This is a genomic window from Zavarzinia sp. (assembly GCF_041650655.1).
GTDB lineage: Bacteria > Pseudomonadota > Alphaproteobacteria > Zavarziniales > Zavarziniaceae > Zavarzinia.
In genome coordinates this window covers 1-14,113 of record NZ_JBAZKR010000095.1, presented here as the reverse complement: position 1 = coordinate 14,113, position 14,113 = coordinate 1, and the positions used below count along the sequence as shown (strand labels likewise).

Below are 14,113 nucleotides of genomic sequence, written 5' to 3'. Positions count from 1 at the left end.
TGCTCTTGTGACAACGGTTTGGCGAGCTGGCGGTGGATCGTGGGGGCTGGCAGATCTTGACCGAACGGTCAGGAACCGCGCGGGGGGCGGCCCTTTCGCTGCCCGATCTGGCCGCGGCGGGTAGCCGACCGCAAGTGTGCGGGATGCTGGCAGTTTACATGCCGCGACGGTTGGCCGGACGGGTCGGGGGAAAAACTGATCCGCATAGCTGGCGGCAGGGTGGATCGGGATCTGGCCTCGGATCGTGCCCTGCAAGCGTCACAGGCACGGTTGCCGGGACGGTAGGCATCTACCCTGGCAGGGTGGCGTGTAGGGCGTGGCAGGAGCGTGGGGGCGGGTGCATGTGGGTACGTACGTTCATCGTCTCTACCGTGATCCCCTCCCCGGCAGTTTTCGTCGGCCGCTTTGGGGCGGGTGGCGATCTGGATCTGCTTGCCGGATTGTCTGTCATGCTCCGCCTGTCATGCTCTAGAGCATGACAGCTAGCGGGTTGCGCTTCCGGGGCGGAGCATGACAGCATGATCGGGGCTTGCCGTTGCGAGCATGACAGGTGTTGCCATGGGCGTCGGGTTGCTGTTGGGGGCAGGTAAGGCTTTCAGCGATCGGTTCTGGGGGCGGGTGGATCGATCCGGCGAGTGTTGGGTGTGGCGCGGGGTGGTCAACCGCAAGGGCCGTGGGGTGATGTCGATCGCCGGGCCGACGGTGGACGGGGTGCGTGCACGTACGTCCATGCCTGCACACCGTGTTGCGTGGATCCTGTCTCGTGGCCGTGATCCTGGTGCTGCTGACGTCGTGCAGTCTTGCGGCAATGCACTGTGCTGCCGGCCCAAGCACCTTGCGTTGCGGCAGTAGCTGCCTGGGTTTCCTTGGGCCGCTTTGGGGCGGATGCGGTCAGGCCAGCCCGATCAGCCGCAGGACGATCCAGGCCGGCACCAGCCACGCGATCAGCACCGCAGCCAGCCACGGCAGGGCGAGAACAGCGGTCAGCACGGCGGCCACGGTGTACATCACCGTCTTGGCCGCGACGTACGTCCACTGCGGGCGTCAGCCGTCCGACCCGCGCCCCGTTCCGCCAGCATCCGGTAGACCCGATCGAACACGTCGCGATCGCCTTCAGCCTTCATCAGCTTCGCCATCGTCATCGTCTTCACCCTCGGCAGCCCGCCGCGCGTACGCCGCACGTTCCGCTTCCCGGTAGCCCGCGCGCACGTCTGCAGCCGTGGGCGTCTTCACCCACAGCCCTTCGGCCACGTCGGCAGCCTGCACCAGATCCACCGCGATCTCGCGCGCCGCTTCCGGCGTCAGCCCCACCGCGATCACCTCGCCGCCGTGATCCCACACCGCCAGCTTCACCGTCTTGCCCCGCGACGGGTACACGTCGATCTCCGCTTCGCCAGCCGGCGGCAGCGACACGGGCAGCGGTGGCGGGCTGCTGGTGCGGACAGAGGTCATTGCTTGTTCCACTTCCCGATCCGCAGCCAGATCACCAGCGAATCGTGCGGCAGCCCCGTCACCAGCTCGCACAGCAGCAATGCGATCTTGTCGTCGCACGTCGCCGCCCAGGCCGCAGGGCCGCCCGTCGTCGCGCCCAGGCGCGCCAGCTTGCCCGTGGGCGTCGACAACTCCCGCCGCAGCGTCAACTGCACTTCCAGCGCCCGCCGCAGGCACGCGAGGCACCTGCGCCCGCCGTGAACGCACTCGCCGATCGGCGTTGCCCGGCGCAGGTACATCGATCAGCCCTCCTTGCCGCCGTTCTTGTACGGCTTGCGGGGGAACAGGATCAGCCGGTGCGTCTCCATCATCCGCCAGTCGATCACCACGCCGTCATCCACCTGGATCAGCACCGTCTTGCCGTTGCTGAACCCGGCGCCGACGTTGATCGTCGGGGCCTTGTTGTCGCGCGGATCGGTGCCGGCAGGCGCCTTGCGCTGGATCACGAGGTTGTAGTCAGGTGCCGCCACGATCACCTCCCGCGAGCAATAGCTTCAGATCGCTCAGCCAGATCCTACGCGGGCGGATCCGCTGGTGTACGCGGCGGGTCGATCAGCATTGCGCGCCGCCGATCCAACACCCCCTGCCACCATTTCGCCGTCATGCCGCCCTTCCCTTGCCCGCCTTCCGGGCCCGTGCGCGATCCTTCGCAGCCTCGACCTGGCCGCGGCAGTCGTCGCACAGCCGCCCTTCGCCGCCGAAGCAGTAGCAGGCCACCCGCTTGCACCGCGGGCAGGTGAACACCTGCCCACGCGCCCACGGGCAATCCTTGGCGTCCAGGTGGCCGTGACGCACCTTCACCATCCGGCCGCGGTAGCGCTGGCGGGTCACGGCGCCGCGGGTGTCGTCCGCTGCACCGTCCGCCGCCAGCCGCCCGATCGCTGCGTCAGCCGCGCCTTGCGCGCCCGATCGTCCACCACGTTGTTCAGCCACGATCCCGTGTTCTTGCCCTTCGGCTGGTGCCCCTTCACCCAGGCCAGCCGCAGCGAGATCCCCGCTGCCCTCGCGATCGTTCCGCACCGATCCAGCCACTCGCGGACCAACGGATCGCTGCACCGGCCGTCGAAGGCATCCACCACCGCCTGGCAGTCCGTCTTCACCGTCATGCCCGCCGCCTGGGCGAACATCGGCGCAGCCGTGTGCACCGCCGCAAACACCGCCGCAGCTTCGGCGTGCAGGCTCGATCTCGCCTTGGCCGGCGTCGGCCCCCACCTGCACAACTGCGTGTCGTCGGTCCTGATCCACAGCGCCCACCCTCCCCGCCGATCGCCTTCGTGCCAACTCGCGTCCGTGTAGGCCGTGATCCACGTCCGGTCCGCCCTACCGCCCTGCATCGCCGTCCACCGGGCAGATCTCCTGATCGCAAATCACCAGCGGCTGCGGGATCATCGTCTTGGTCGCGGCGTTGTACTGCCAGATCAGCGCCGTATGCGACCGGACGCACGTGCACGGATCCAGCGACGCGGCCACGATCAGCCAGGCCGCCAGCAAGAACAGCGATCCGAGGCAGCACCACACCGCGACGTCGGCAAGCGATCGCCCCCAGCACCAGTTGACCACCCGATCCCGCAGCTTCATCAGCCCACCTCGACGTGCGAAAGCGCGATGCAGCCCCGGCAGCCTTCGATCCAGACCACGCCAGTGTGACCACCCATCAGCTCGGCCGCATACGTCGTCGGCCCTTCGCCGCTTGGCTGGCCTTCCCGTGCCCCGCGCCAGTAGCGCACCAGCGTACCCACGGGGTGCTTCAGGTTGAAGTTCTCGACCTCGAGCTGCTGCACGCGTTGATCGAGCTGCCGTTCACGTTGCGTCGGCATGCGTCGTCTCCTTCGTCGTCACCTTGATCGGCACGATCGGGCCGTCGGGCAGGGTCCGCAACGTCTCCCAGGCCTTCCGGCGGACCTCGGCGCCGTGCATGCCGACGATCACCACCCGCCTTCGGATCTCGCGGCGGGATGGGAAGCGGAAGCCAAACGTGATCCGCCACGTCTTCCACCGCACCTTGCGGATCGACACGATCCGCACGTGCACCACGATCTTCGGCAACGTCGCCATGCGCCTACTCCCAAGGATCCACCGGCTTGCGCCGTGCCACTTCGGCGTGCAACTTCCGCAGCCGATCCACGTCTTCCGCTGGCCACTGGTGCCGCTTCGCGACCTCGGCCAGCGCAGCTTCGTCCCAGCCGACGATCACGCCGTAGATCCACGCGTCGCGCTTGCCGAGGCTCCAATCCCGTGCGTCGGTGCACATGCACCGGTGCACGCTCGCCAAGGATTCCGTCAGCCGCCGATCCGCTTCGGCCGCCTTCGCGTCCTTGGCGGCGATCTCGGCGGCGTGCTCGTCAGCCTTGCGGTCCAACGTCCGCAGCCGGTGCGCCGCCAGATCGGTCAGCCGTGCGACCTCGGCCGTGAGGCCCGAAACGGTGTTCGTGCGGTCACGGATCATGGCGTCTACGCCGTCCAGCGCCCCGCCGTTGATGGATCCCAGGATCTCCCTGGCGAGATCCTGGCGACCGTGGGCGTACGGGGTGGAATGCGCGGGATCGGGGCGTGGCTTGGCGTTCTCGATCGACTTCTCCCGGAGGTGGCCGATCAAGTCGTTCAGCCGCTTGTTCTCGGCACGCGCGGCTTCCAGTTCGGGACGCATGGTGTCGCACGCCGACTGCAAGCCGTCGGCGTAGGCGCGGGCGTCCAGGATCGCGGTCTGCTGCTGCGCGATCTTGGTGCGGGCCTCGGCCAAGTCGTTTCGGTCCCGCGTCAAGCGCGCGTCCACCATCGCCGGGATCTCGCCCCAGTCGACCGGCGGGGCCCCAAGGTAGTAGCCGATGCCTTGCAGCGCCGACTCCAGCTTGCCGGCTTGCCGCTTCCAGGTCTCGACGTCGGCCAGCGCGTCGTCGCGCTCTTGCTTGCGCTGCGACATACCGATCATGTAGCCGTCCGAGGTCGCCTGCACGTCAGCAAGCTCGGCTTCCAGCCGAGCGACTTCCGCACGCAGCGCGCGTGGCCCCATCGTCGCAGTCATGCTCCCGCTCCCTCGGCCTTCTCGGCCTTCCGGGCAGCCAGCGCGGCTTCGCTTGCCGCCGCCGACGCCGCCAGCCGCTTCGCGATCTCTTGCAGCGCGATCGAGTCCAGCGACTCGATCGTCAGCGTCAAGTGCACCTTCACGCTGTCCGGATCCGCCCGCTTGCACGCAACCTGCCGCAGCACCGCGTCGCTTGGCAGATCCAGGATCAGGATCCGCGAGTCCGGGCTTGCCGCCTGCAACGCCCCCAGCAACTGCCCCAGTTCGTCCGCGCCAGCCATCAGCCCTCCAAAAGCGGCGACTGCCCGCCGCCCTTCGCCGCCTTCGCCGGCTTGGGCAAGCCCCACGCCGCAATGCACGCCAACTGCCGGCCGAGGTCGCCCATGGCGTCCCGGGACGGCCCGGCGAACGTCACCCGCAGCTGATCCAGCCCGTGCTTCTTGACGTCGGCCGGCGTGCTGCCTTCAAGCGTCAGCACCCGCGTTCCAACCGGCACGCGCAGCAGGTGCAGCCCCACGTCGGCCTGCGGGTGCGCGTTGCACTCCGCCAGTAGCCGATCGATCTCGGCCAGGATCTGCTGTCGCTTGCCGTCAGCCACGATCGCCTCCCTACTCGAAATCCGGGTGTGACGCGGCGAACCGCAGCCCGGCGAACTTCACGCCGCCTGGGCAGAACGCCAGCGCGGCCAGGCCTCGCGCCAGCCCGTTGAAGGCCATCGCCGCCGATCCCTTCCGCCCGCCGAACTGCAGATCGTCGCCCTTGGCGGCCACGATGTCCGCCGACTCGTGTGCGATCCGCTCCACTTCCTGCCACGGCATGCGCTGCATCCCGAGAATGTGCAGCGGCACCGCGGCTTCCAGCGCGATCGTCAGCACCGTCGACGGCGCGGACCGATCCGGCGATCGGCAGCCGGCGCACACGCCCGCAGCGTCTTGCGGATGCCTGTCGCTGTCGCAGATCGTGCAGGCGGTCATCGGGTGGCCCTCGACTGCCTGTTGACCCAGGCCATCGTCTCGGCCATCTCGGCCTCGACGTCCGCCACGAACGCCTTGAAGTCCGCTGCCACCTGCTTCGGCCCGTTGTTCGGCCGGAACTCGCGATCCATCGGCGCGATCTCGCCTTCGATCCAGCGGACCTCGATCGTGCGCCGCCATGCAGCCGCCTGGACGCCAAGCAGCATCCCGGTCGAGATCCCGCGGTCGACGTAGACCGCCGTGATCGCTGCCGCCTCGCCCCACAGCAGCCCGGCCTCGATCCCCCGCTTGCGCTGATCCGCGTCGGCGTCGTCCAGCACCTGCGGAAACAGCAGATGCGACGCGTAGGGCGCTTCGCCGCGCCCCAGGCTGTCCAGCATCGCCTTGCGGGCGTAGGCCACGTTCGCCTCGACACCTTCCGGCGTCGGCGCGGCGTATGGGGATTCGACGATCACGCGCAGCATGGAAGCACCTCCGCCAGATCCTACGCGGCAGCCACCGCGCAAGCACCGGATCAGCCGTTGCCTTCCAGCTTGTTCATCAGGTCCAGCCACTTCTGCCCGCGTTCGTCGTGCCAGCGCGCCATGGCTTCGTCGCCTCGCTCGCGAGCCTCCGATCCGCGGTACAGGTGCCGCTGGGCGCGCCAGCGGGCGTCTTCGATCTTGCGGCGAATGGCGTCCGAAGGGACAGCCTTCCCCCCGATCCCGACCAGCCGCACCAGCGGGGCCGCGCCACCGCCGATCAGCGTCGACTCGCCAACCTTCAGCCCGCGGGCCGCGTCGCACACGTCGTCGTCGTCCACGTTCGCTGCCAGGAACTCCGCCAGCGTGCACGTGTCGACCGTCTCGCCGGTAGCGTCGTCGATGATCTGGATCTGGAGCTGCATGGCGGATCCTCCGGGGCAGGGGCGGCTTCAGCCGCCGTTGCCCACAGATCTACGCCAGCCCACGCGTGCTGTCAATACTTATTGCGCCGCGCCAGATCAGCCCGCAGGGATCACTTCGATCCGGATCACGTCCAGGATCGCGGTCGCGTCGGTTTCGTCGTTGTCGCAGATCAGCTCGGACGGGATCTCGTACACCGATCCACCGATCTTGAGCGGGTGCACGCGCAGGCCGGTCAGGCGGCCCGTGCGGATCGTGCCCGACACGGTTTCGTAGCGGACGCGGCGTCCGATCAAGGCCTTGATCGTGCTCAGCGCGTTGGGGATCCGAGGGGCAGCAGTTACAGGAGCGGTCATGACTTCCTTGCAGGCCGAGAGGGGCCTGGATCGATCGCCACCACCCGATCCGGCACCGGGCCGAAGGCGGCAGCATGTTGATCGGCGGTCATCGGCCAGCTGTACGCGTGCCCCCGATGCTGCCGATTGCGCAAGAAGATCCGCGCACGCGTGATCTTCGCCGGATCGGTGCCGCTGTCCAGTACGAACGTCGGAAACGATCGCGCCGTCGGCACGCCCAGGTGCATCGCCCCGCGAGTGAACATCAGCGACAGATACCCTTCCGGATCCCGCCCGCCGAAGTCCGGCGGGATGAACGGAGCGAGGATCGTCGGCCCCCGCAAGGCCTCCAGCAGGGCATGGCGCCGCGGATCCCGGAACGGATCGATCCGCACCCCCAGCGCGATCGTCGCGTCGCCCGCGGCTGCCCGCAGCGCACCCAAGGCGGCCAGCAACGGCCTTGTGTCGGCCTGGGCTTCGGCGATCGTCCGATCTGCGACCCCCAGCACGATCACCGGCGCCCGGGCCACGAACGCCCGCACGTCCGCCGCCACCCGCTGCACCAGATCCGATCGCGTCGGCACCCAGGCGAACCCGACTGGCGGTGGATCCGGCAAGCAGTGTGCCCAACGCACGTCGCAGACCAGGCCTGTCGCAGGCGGCACCGGCGCCGGCTGCATCGATCGTGGCATCTGCACGCGCAGCCCGGCGAACGGCGCGATCTCCGCGTCGTCGCCGTAGCCCAGCCCTGCCTGCGACGCCCGGCGGCGTTCCACTTCGTCTTCCGCGGCGATCTCGGCCACCTTGCGCTGCTCAAGCAACACCCGGAACGTCGTGCGATCGACAACGCCCGTTTCCTCGATGATCCGATCGCGCTGGAATGCCCGCACCGCCTCGACCAAGCGATCGTCGAAGGCTGGAGCGCCGAAGTCCGCCGGGCCCCACCCGTACAAGGCGGAGCTCCGGCGGTTGAGATCGGCGAGGTCTTCCACGCTACTCCGCGTCGGCGAGCGGCAGATCCATCTGCGGATCCCGCAGCGCCAACACGCACTTGTACTGGCCGGCGAGGAACAGCGCCAGCCGGCGCCGGCACAGCACCGCCGCACCGTCGTGCGAAGCGTTCAGCAGATCGTCGAAGTCGGCCGCGACCTTCGTCGCCACGACCATCTGCAGCGTGAACGTGTAGCCGCGCACGCCGGCCTTGCACGATCCGCCTTCGCGCACCAGCTCCACCCGGCCGAGGTCCTCGACGTTCACGTACGGGTTGGCGTAGGGATCGAGGATCTCTTCCCAGCGCGGCCACGGCTCGCCTTCCGCCGGATCCTGCAGCGTCAGCAGCTGCAGATCGTAGACCCCCTCGGCCGCACGGCTGATCCGCCCTTCCTGCGACAGGTAGAGGTCACCCGCCCGCTCCGGCAGATCCTCCGACGCGAACTTGACCGTGATCTCGCCGAAGCCGGCCAGGCCGCCGCCCTTCTGCTCACACCGCCCCAGGAAGTAGATCGTCGGATCCAACTGCTGTCCCTGCATCGCCGTCTCCCCTTGCACTGCAGGCGATGCACCTGACACACCCGTGCCGGATCCGATCGCCCGTTCTACTTGCACCCCGCGATCGGGGCGTGGATGCACCCGGCCGCCTTGTCGCAACTGTCCGTCGTGCACGCGTTCTTGTCGTCGCAGTCCAACTGCGCGCTGACGTTGCACTTGCCGTTCACGCACACGTCGTTCGGGGTGCACGCGCTGCCGTCCGCGTCGCAAGCCTTCCCGTTCACCCCCGGCGAGAACTTGCACCCGGACGCCTTGCACGTGTCGACCGTGCACGGGTTGTTGTCGGTGCAGCCCACAACGACGCACGCGCCTTGCGCGCACCACTTGGTTGTGCACGGGTTGCCGTCGTTGCAGTCCTTCATCGCCCCGGAGCACGCGCCGGCCGCACCGCAAGCGTCATCGGAAGTGCAGGCGTCGCCGTCGTCGCACGCAGTCCCCACGGCCACCGGCGCATTCGTGCACCCCTTCACCGCGTCGCAGGTGTCCGCGGTGCAGGCGTTGCCATCGTCGCAGGCCGCGCCTGCGTCGGCGTGCACGCAGCCCGACTTGGGATCGCAGCTGTCGACCGTGCACACGTTGCCGTCGTCGCACGCAGGCGGGGGCCCGCCCGCGCAGCTGCCGTCCTTGCAAGCATCGCCAACCGTGCACGCGTCGCCGTCGTCGCACGCGCCGGCGGCGGTGGGATCGAACGTGCAGCCGGCCGCGCCGGCGCACGTGTCGACCGTGCAGGCGTTGCCGTCGTCGCAGGTGGCTTCGTCCGTCCCCCCGTCGCAGTCGTTGTCCAGCCCGTCGCAGGCTTCCGGAACCGGCACGCAGGCAGGCGGGCCGTCCAGCGGTGCCACCTCGGCAGGTGCCACCTCGGCAGGTGCCACCTCGGCAGGTGGCAACTCGCCCGCTTCCGCGGTCTCCGGCGGCAGATCGGCGGACTGGGCGTCGCCCACGGTGGCAACGTCATCGGCAGCCACGTCCGCTTCCGCCATGTCCGCCTGCAGATCCACCTGCACGTCTCCCGATCCCACCACCCACTCGTCACCCGGCAGGTCGCTCGCACAGCCCGCCAACACGATCCCCACGATCAACAGCAGTTCGCGCATAGGGCACCTCCTGCGAGGATCCTACGCGCACAATAGCCAAGGTGCATCCGCCAGCTAGGCCGGGTGCCGCCGGGGCGTCACGCCGACGGCGACCGCCCGCGTCTCCTGCACGTCCACCGCCACGTCAACGTTCCACTCGACGCGCACGATCACCACCTGGCCGCGGAACGGGCCGATCTGACCGAACGGCCCGTCGTGGCCGCACGCCTCGTGGATCGACCGCAGCCGGTCCTTCGTTTCCTGCAGCGCCGCTTCCGGCGTGTTGCCCGATCCCATCCAGCGGACCTGGCCTCGCGGGCCGTCCGCCAGCGCCACGTAGCGATCGCCCGACGCCAGCCGATCGAGCAACGGGGTCTCGCGGGTCTCGCGCAGATCGGCACTGCCCGTGATCCCGTTCACGACCCCCGCCGTCTTGTCCTTGCAGCACTCGCCCATCGGTCCAGCCATCGCCCCCATCCTTGCCGGCATCGCCGGCGGTTGTACGCCCCACACCATCACAGCCTCGCGACCTCAGCCCTCGCGCCCCACGCTCCGATCCGCCGCGAACCCTTCCGGGTAGCGGGCTGCCAGCTTGGCGACGTTGGCCTCGAGGCAGGCCGACGGCGCGATGTCGTGCTGCCCCAGCACCGTCATCCAGTCATGCAGCAGATCCGTCAGCCGGTTGCAAAGGACGCCGCGATCCAGCGGATGGCCTTGGGCGACATGCTTCTTGACCACCTCGCAGATCTCCCCAGCGGAGATCATCAACGACCGAGCGAAGTGCAGACGCATGGCGTCAAACTGGCCCACGTTTCGCGCCCGATCTGCCGCCCCATCGTCCAGCCCGGATTCAGACTCGGCCGGGCCCGGCCAGGGCATGGAGATCTCGCGGAGCGCAAGCGCCATGTACCAGGCCAGATCGCCAGCTTCCTTCCGCACCTGAGCCAGATCGCGATCGTCAACCGCTTCGTGCAGCTCGGCCGCCTCGCCGGCCAAGCCAAGCGCGGCCACCACGATCGACGGAACGATCGGGCTGGGGTTCATCGTCCGCATCGCAAGGGTCTGGTATTCCTGCAAGTTCATCGTCGCTCCTGTTGATCGCCGCTACAGCCTCGCGACCGTGTACGATCCGCCCGCCACCCGCACCACGACGTCCGCGCACGCGATCACGTCCGGATCGTGCGCAACGAACAGCACCTGGTGAAAGTCCCCGATCTCCGCCGCCCGCCGAAGCATCTGCACGTACCGCCGCGCGTTCTCCGGCGTCAACGCCCCGCTGGACTCATCCCGGAACAACGTGCGGATCGGGGCTTCGAGCCGGCGGGCCGCGAACATCGCGAGCGCCGTCCGCACCGCTTCGTCCACGATCACCTGTTCTCCGCCCGACAGCGATCCGATCGGCCCGCTGCGGCCCGCCTCGGCGTCCATGACGATGATCTCCAGATCCTCGTCCATGCCATCCTTGGATCGCATCGCCCGCTGCGTCTGGATCTCGACCGTGAACCGCGGGCCGTAGCAGGCCAGCAACAGATCGTTCGCCATGCCGGCTACTTGCGGACCCGCCGCGTCGATCTCGAACGCCTGGATCCCGTCGGGGCCCAGCGCCTTGACCAGCAACTGCAACGCCGGCTGATCCGCCGCGGCGTCCTGCGCCTTGCCGAGCTTGGCTTCGGTCTGATCCGCCTGCCGCCGCAACGCCTGCACCTGCCCGCGGGCGTGCTCGAGATCGCCCGTTGCGCGCGCCACGGCCTTCCCTGCGGCCTCGACGGCGGCGTTCAGGCTGCCCACGTCCACCGCGGGAGCTTCCGGGGCTCCTGGGGCATTCTGGCGCGTCCGGCGGGCAAGGATCGCGCTGGCCGCAGCCGCCCGGTACAACGCGTCAGCCGTGGCGATCGCGGTCGCGTGCTTGGCGAACGCCTGCCGGGCCGCCTGCCACGTGCGCACCGCCTGATCCGCGGCCTGCACCGCCGCCTGCAGTGCGGCTACGTCGGGCACGTTGGCAGCCGCAGCCTGGGCTTCCCGGGACGCCTTCACCGCCGCGGCCTTGGCCGTCGCCTCCGCCGCACGAAGCCCGTCCAGCTGCCCACGCGAAGCCACCGCGTCTTGCAGGAACTGGCATCCGTCGTACGCGCCGACGCCGCCGCACGGCACGTTCGCCAGCAAGCCAGCCGATCGTGACGCGCGATCCGCGTCCCGTCCCGCCTGCGACGCGGCATCGTTCAGCCGCCGCGCCTCCGCCTGCAAGGCTTCCAGCTTGCGCTGTGCTTCCCGGGCCGCGTCCAGTGCCTTGCGGACGATCGCCGGATCGGCCGGCGCGGGGCCCGGATCCACCGGGGCGCGGGCCTTGACCAGATCCAGATCGGCCAGCTTGCCCTTCGCGTCGGCCGTCGTGCGATCGACCTCGCCGTCCAGCCGCCGGATCTCGCGCAACGCCGCTTCCCGCCGTTCAACCAGCGTGATCGCTTCCGCCGCAGCTTCCCGGGCGACCTTGGCCGCGGTGGCGTCGGCTTGGGCCTCGGCCAGCACGGCCTGCAGATCCGGCAGGCTGGCGTCCAGCGTGGTCACGTCGTCGCGGATCCGCTGCAGTTCGATCGCCAGCCGATCCACTTCCTTGCCGTCGAGCAACGCCAGCCGCTTGGCTGCCTGATCCCGCAGCTTGGCGATCCGATCCAGGCCGAGGAACCATCGGAAGATCGCCTTGCGGTCGCCGACGGTCAGGCTCGCGACCTTGCCGCCACCGCCCTGCAGCCCGAACACGCTTGCGTAGAACGCCGCCGACGTGCCGATCAACTTGCCGATCTGCTGATCGAACTCGCGCACCTTGCCCGACACGATCGCTTCGCCGTTGCGCGTCAGGTAGGCCGCCTGGGCGCCTTTCTTGTCCACCTCGACGCGGGACTGGTAGCTGTCGGCGCCCATGTCGAAGTCCAGCTGCACCCAGCCGCCACCCGGGCGGGTGTGGGCGTGCAGCGGCTTCGGATCGCGGCTCGGCATTTCACGGAAGAGGGCGGCGCCGCCGCAACTCTCGAGAATGCTCGTCTTTCCCTCGCCGTTGCCCCCGGCAAAGGCGATCACGCCCGGACCCAGCGCCTCGAAGTCGAGATCCACCTGGGTGTCGAAGCGGGTGATCCCGCACAGGGACAGTCGGCGCAGGATCATCGGGTGGCCTCCGCGGTAGCTTCAGCGACAGCCCGCACCCCGGCTTCGCGCAGCGCCTTGCATCTGTCGCCCAGCACTTGGCGCTTGGCGGCCTTGGCGTCGGCGTCCAGGCTGGGGTCGTACAGCACGGCCAGCCCCATGAGGCTCAGGTGCAGGAACGTCTCCGCGTCCGTCTTGCTGGCGAACGGGTGCGGTTCCTTGCGGGCGGTAAAGGTCGCCCGGAGATCGGGCGCGTGGATGTCGGCGGACAGCTTCGCGGTCCACGGCCAAGGCCTGAGCTTCTTGGGCTTTGTCTGCGGCATGGATCGCCTCCCTTTCGTGGCCCCCACCGGATCGCCCATGGATCCCGCGCCGGTGGGCCCGCGGGCACGGTTGCCGGGCTGCGCATGGGCCGATCGCTTGGTGAGCTGGCCGTACGCTGGGGCGGATCCGCCGATCCGGGATCGGGGCCGAAGCCCCGCCGATACCCCATCCCCTGGATCCCCGGAACACCCGGGGACCGTTCCTTCGTTCGGGCGCGGCGGGGGATCGGCAGCCCCCTACCCGCGCAACGCCAACCGCTGCCGCGATCCGGCGGTCTGGCATCCGCCACCGGTCGGTGCCCCTTGCGGGCTTTGCTCTCGGGCATCCTGCAACGATCCACAGCGGACCGCTTCGATCGGGCGCGAGGGCCGATCGCCCTTCATGGCCGCACGCCCTGGGGAGTGAAGCTCCAGGCGACAGCCCTCGCGCACTTACCGCCTGTTGAGCACCCCGTCCCCCGGCGGCCCGGGTTCGGGTTCTCACGCCGTCTCTAGCCGTAGAGTGCGGCCCGACGTGATCTGCCTGGTCAGCGATCGCGCAGATCGCCTCGGCGGAGAGAACAGGATTCGAACCTGTGGAGGCTGTTACGCCCCTGCGGTTCTCGGGACCGCCGCCATCAGCCACTCGGCCATCTCCCCGGCACCACCTGTGGATCGCTTCCCTTCGGCCCGGTGGCCCGGCCGACGGCGTCTGGCAGGCGGGCGCGCAGCCCGCCGCGTCTGCTACTCGGCGCCGGCCGGGACGATCTGCGCCCGCAGCGCCTTGGCGTCCTTCGACAGCTGCATCAGCGCCTGGCGCACGCGCGTCGTCGCCGACTTGTTGCCCTTGTCCGCCTTCGCCGCGTCGGCCAGCAGGCCTTCGTTCGTCAGCAGCTTCTTGACCTGATCCTGAAGCGTCTCTCCCATGGTCCTTGCTCCTTCGCCCTCTTGCGGCCGGGTCCAGCCAGCTGTCACGTCCGGGGCGGGTTGACGTACCGCCTGTCAGCCCCGCGCGGAAACCGCGCCAGGGCAACGCCCGCGGCAGCTACGCCGCACCGGTCACGCCCCGGCGAAGTGCCGCCCGTACTGCTGGCCCAGCCCACGCGGACGGTTGTGCGCGCCCAGCGCGCCCCAGCGAGCCAGTTGCGCACGCCGCGTCCGATCCAGCCGCCGCTGCGCACGATCCAGCGATCGCTGATCCTCGCGCACTTCACGCGCGGCCTTGGCCTTGTTGAAGGCGTCCCGCCGCGGATCCAGCCCACGCGGTGGCTTCGGAGGCGCCCGGCGATCCGGCACCAGCACACCGAACCGCACGCCGCAGTGCACGCAGCGATCGAACATCACCT

General features: G+C 69.5%; 24 protein-coding genes and 1 tRNA gene. 1 reads left to right on the top strand and 24 read right to left on the bottom strand.

The features are described from left to right. Window positions 1–543: 543 nt before the first annotated feature. Complete coding sequence (locus WC493_RS17920; RefSeq protein ID WP_373067019.1) at window positions 544–852, top strand: HNH endonuclease; 309 nt, start codon at window positions 544–546, stop codon at window positions 850–852. A 261-nt stretch (window positions 853–1,113) separates the two neighbouring features. Here WC493_RS17920 and WC493_RS17915 read toward each other — a convergent pair whose 3' ends face one another. The 24 genes from WC493_RS17915 to WC493_RS17800 form a co-directional block, all read right to left on the bottom strand. Continuing rightward, on the bottom strand, window positions 1,114–1,452 hold the full coding sequence (locus WC493_RS17915) for a hypothetical protein (protein ID WP_373067018.1): 339 nt from the start codon (window positions 1,450–1,452) through the stop codon (window positions 1,114–1,116). Then, window positions 1,449–1,730, bottom strand: a complete 282-nt coding sequence (locus WC493_RS17910; RefSeq protein ID WP_373067016.1) for a hypothetical protein — start codon at window positions 1,728–1,730, stop codon at window positions 1,449–1,451. Before WC493_RS17910 ends, WC493_RS17915 begins: the two co-directional genes overlap by 4 nt. A 3-nt stretch (window positions 1,731–1,733) precedes the next feature. Then, window positions 1,734–1,961, bottom strand: a complete 228-nt coding sequence (locus WC493_RS17905) for a hypothetical protein (protein WP_373067015.1) — start codon at window positions 1,959–1,961, stop codon at window positions 1,734–1,736. Window positions 1,962–2,318: 357 nt separating this feature from the next. Next, window positions 2,319–2,825, bottom strand: a complete 507-nt coding sequence (locus WC493_RS17900; protein WP_373067014.1) for a reverse transcriptase-like protein — start codon at window positions 2,823–2,825, stop codon at window positions 2,319–2,321. After that, the gene (locus WC493_RS17895) at window positions 2,812–3,069 is read right to left on the bottom strand and encodes a hypothetical protein (RefSeq protein ID WP_373067013.1); all 258 of its coding nucleotides are present in this window, start codon (window positions 3,067–3,069) and stop codon (window positions 2,812–2,814) included. Before WC493_RS17895 ends, WC493_RS17900 begins: the two co-directional genes overlap by 14 nt. Then, window positions 3,069–3,308 carry a hypothetical protein gene (locus WC493_RS17890; protein WP_373067011.1) on the bottom strand — a complete coding sequence of 80 codons (240 nt, stop codon included), beginning with the start codon at window positions 3,306–3,308 and terminating at the stop codon, window positions 3,069–3,071. Before WC493_RS17890 ends, WC493_RS17895 begins: the two co-directional genes overlap by 1 nt. Continuing rightward, entirely contained in the window at window positions 3,292–3,546 is a 255-nt protein-coding gene (locus tag WC493_RS17885; protein ID WP_373067010.1) for a hypothetical protein, read from the bottom strand. The genes WC493_RS17890 and WC493_RS17885 overlap by 17 nt, the downstream gene beginning before the upstream one ends. A 4-nt stretch (window positions 3,547–3,550) precedes the next feature. Beyond that, window positions 3,551–4,513, bottom strand: a complete 963-nt coding sequence (locus WC493_RS17880; RefSeq protein ID WP_373067009.1) for a hypothetical protein — start codon at window positions 4,511–4,513, stop codon at window positions 3,551–3,553. Next, complete coding sequence (locus WC493_RS17875) at window positions 4,510–4,794, bottom strand: hypothetical protein (protein ID WP_373067008.1); 285 nt, start codon at window positions 4,792–4,794, stop codon at window positions 4,510–4,512. Before WC493_RS17875 ends, WC493_RS17880 begins: the two co-directional genes overlap by 4 nt. Continuing rightward, window positions 4,794–5,111, bottom strand: a complete 318-nt coding sequence (locus WC493_RS17870; protein ID WP_373067007.1) for a hypothetical protein — start codon at window positions 5,109–5,111, stop codon at window positions 4,794–4,796. The genes WC493_RS17875 and WC493_RS17870 overlap by 1 nt, the downstream gene beginning before the upstream one ends. Window positions 5,112–5,121: 10 nt before the next feature. After that, window positions 5,122–5,487: a hypothetical protein gene (locus tag WC493_RS17865; protein ID WP_373067005.1), complete on the bottom strand. Its 366-nt coding sequence runs from the start codon at window positions 5,485–5,487 to the stop codon at window positions 5,122–5,124. Then, entirely contained in the window at window positions 5,484–5,951 is a 468-nt protein-coding gene (locus WC493_RS17860) for a hypothetical protein (RefSeq protein ID WP_373067004.1), read from the bottom strand. The genes WC493_RS17865 and WC493_RS17860 overlap by 4 nt, the downstream gene beginning before the upstream one ends. 50 nt (window positions 5,952–6,001) lie before the next feature. After that, window positions 6,002–6,373 (bottom strand): hypothetical protein, encoded by a 372-nt coding sequence (locus tag WC493_RS17855; protein ID WP_373067003.1) that lies wholly within the window; start codon window positions 6,371–6,373, stop codon window positions 6,002–6,004. Between the two features lie 96 nt (window positions 6,374–6,469). Further along, on the bottom strand, window positions 6,470–6,727 hold the full coding sequence (locus tag WC493_RS17850; protein WP_373067002.1) for a hypothetical protein: 258 nt from the start codon (window positions 6,725–6,727) through the stop codon (window positions 6,470–6,472). Next, window positions 6,724–7,698 (bottom strand): peptidoglycan-binding domain-containing protein, encoded by a 975-nt coding sequence (locus WC493_RS17845; protein WP_373067001.1) that lies wholly within the window; start codon window positions 7,696–7,698, stop codon window positions 6,724–6,726. Before WC493_RS17845 ends, WC493_RS17850 begins: the two co-directional genes overlap by 4 nt. Before the next feature lies 1 nt (window position 7,699). Continuing rightward, entirely contained in the window at window positions 7,700–8,236 is a 537-nt protein-coding gene (locus WC493_RS17840) for a hypothetical protein (RefSeq protein WP_373066999.1), read from the bottom strand. 65 nt (window positions 8,237–8,301) lie between these two features. Beyond that, entirely contained in the window at window positions 8,302–9,348 is a 1,047-nt protein-coding gene (locus WC493_RS17835) for a hypothetical protein (protein ID WP_373066998.1), read from the bottom strand. A gap of 54 nt (window positions 9,349–9,402) precedes the next feature. Next, window positions 9,403–9,795, bottom strand: a complete 393-nt coding sequence (locus WC493_RS17830; RefSeq protein WP_373066996.1) for a hypothetical protein — start codon at window positions 9,793–9,795, stop codon at window positions 9,403–9,405. Window positions 9,796–9,858: 63 nt separating this feature from the next. Next, complete coding sequence (locus WC493_RS17825; protein WP_373066995.1) at window positions 9,859–10,410, bottom strand: hypothetical protein; 552 nt, start codon at window positions 10,408–10,410, stop codon at window positions 9,859–9,861. Between the two features lie 21 nt (window positions 10,411–10,431). Beyond that, window positions 10,432–12,486: an AAA family ATPase gene (locus tag WC493_RS17820; RefSeq protein ID WP_373066994.1), complete on the bottom strand. Its 2,055-nt coding sequence runs from the start codon at window positions 12,484–12,486 to the stop codon at window positions 10,432–10,434. Next, a complete protein-coding gene (locus WC493_RS17815; protein ID WP_373066992.1) occupies window positions 12,483–12,788 on the bottom strand; it encodes a hypothetical protein in 306 nt (101 codons plus the stop codon). The genes WC493_RS17820 and WC493_RS17815 overlap by 4 nt, the downstream gene beginning before the upstream one ends. A gap of 552 nt (window positions 12,789–13,340) precedes the next feature. Next, a tRNA-Ser gene (locus WC493_RS17810) sits at window positions 13,341–13,427 on the bottom strand. An 84-nt stretch (window positions 13,428–13,511) separates the two neighbouring features. Continuing rightward, window positions 13,512–13,694 carry a hypothetical protein gene (locus WC493_RS17805; RefSeq protein WP_373066991.1) on the bottom strand — a complete coding sequence of 61 codons (183 nt, stop codon included), beginning with the start codon at window positions 13,692–13,694 and terminating at the stop codon, window positions 13,512–13,514. A gap of 132 nt (window positions 13,695–13,826) precedes the next feature. Further along, window positions 13,827–14,113 (bottom strand): hypothetical protein (locus WC493_RS17800; RefSeq protein WP_373066990.1); only part of this gene is annotated, 287 nt, incomplete at its 5' end.

Coding starts and splice junctions, on each gene's coding strand:
- WC493_RS17875 (WP_373067008.1), bottom strand. CDS start 4,794: ATGGCTGGCGCGGACGAACTGGGGCAGTTGCTGGGGGCGTTGCAGGCG.
- WC493_RS17885 (WP_373067010.1), bottom strand. CDS start 3,546: ATGGCGACGTTGCCGAAGATCGTGGTGCACGTGCGGATCGTGTCGATC.
- WC493_RS17920 (WP_373067019.1), top strand. CDS start 544: ATGACAGGTGTTGCCATGGGCGTCGGGTTGCTGTTGGGGGCAGGTAAG.
- WC493_RS17830 (WP_373066996.1), bottom strand. CDS start 9,795: ATGGCTGGACCGATGGGCGAGTGCTGCAAGGACAAGACGGCGGGGGTC.
- WC493_RS17895 (WP_373067013.1), bottom strand. CDS start 3,069: ATGAAGCTGCGGGATCGGGTGGTCAACTGGTGCTGGGGGCGATCGCTT.
- WC493_RS17855 (WP_373067003.1), bottom strand. CDS start 6,373: ATGCAGCTCCAGATCCAGATCATCGACGACGCTACCGGCGAGACGGTC.
- WC493_RS17860 (WP_373067004.1), bottom strand. CDS start 5,951: ATGCTGCGCGTGATCGTCGAATCCCCATACGCCGCGCCGACGCCGGAA.
- WC493_RS17835 (WP_373066998.1), bottom strand. CDS start 9,348: ATGCGCGAACTGCTGTTGATCGTGGGGATCGTGTTGGCGGGCTGTGCG.
- WC493_RS17915 (WP_373067018.1), bottom strand. CDS start 1,452: ATGACCTCTGTCCGCACCAGCAGCCCGCCACCGCTGCCCGTGTCGCTG.
- WC493_RS17890 (WP_373067011.1), bottom strand. CDS start 3,308: ATGCCGACGCAACGTGAACGGCAGCTCGATCAACGCGTGCAGCAGCTC.
- WC493_RS17840 (WP_373066999.1), bottom strand. CDS start 8,236: ATGCAGGGACAGCAGTTGGATCCGACGATCTACTTCCTGGGGCGGTGT.
- WC493_RS17805 (WP_373066991.1), bottom strand. CDS start 13,694: ATGGGAGAGACGCTTCAGGATCAGGTCAAGAAGCTGCTGACGAACGAA.
- WC493_RS17850 (WP_373067002.1), bottom strand. CDS start 6,727: ATGACCGCTCCTGTAACTGCTGCCCCTCGGATCCCCAACGCGCTGAGC.
- WC493_RS17825 (WP_373066995.1), bottom strand. CDS start 10,410: ATGAACTTGCAGGAATACCAGACCCTTGCGATGCGGACGATGAACCCC.
- WC493_RS17865 (WP_373067005.1), bottom strand. CDS start 5,487: ATGACCGCCTGCACGATCTGCGACAGCGACAGGCATCCGCAAGACGCT.
- WC493_RS17820 (WP_373066994.1), bottom strand. CDS start 12,486: ATGATCCTGCGCCGACTGTCCCTGTGCGGGATCACCCGCTTCGACACC.
- WC493_RS17815 (WP_373066992.1), bottom strand. CDS start 12,788: ATGCCGCAGACAAAGCCCAAGAAGCTCAGGCCTTGGCCGTGGACCGCG.
- WC493_RS17880 (WP_373067009.1), bottom strand. CDS start 4,513: ATGACTGCGACGATGGGGCCACGCGCGCTGCGTGCGGAAGTCGCTCGG.
- WC493_RS17910 (WP_373067016.1), bottom strand. CDS start 1,730: ATGTACCTGCGCCGGGCAACGCCGATCGGCGAGTGCGTTCACGGCGGG.
- WC493_RS17900 (WP_373067014.1), bottom strand. CDS start 2,825: ATGCAGGGCGGTAGGGCGGACCGGACGTGGATCACGGCCTACACGGAC.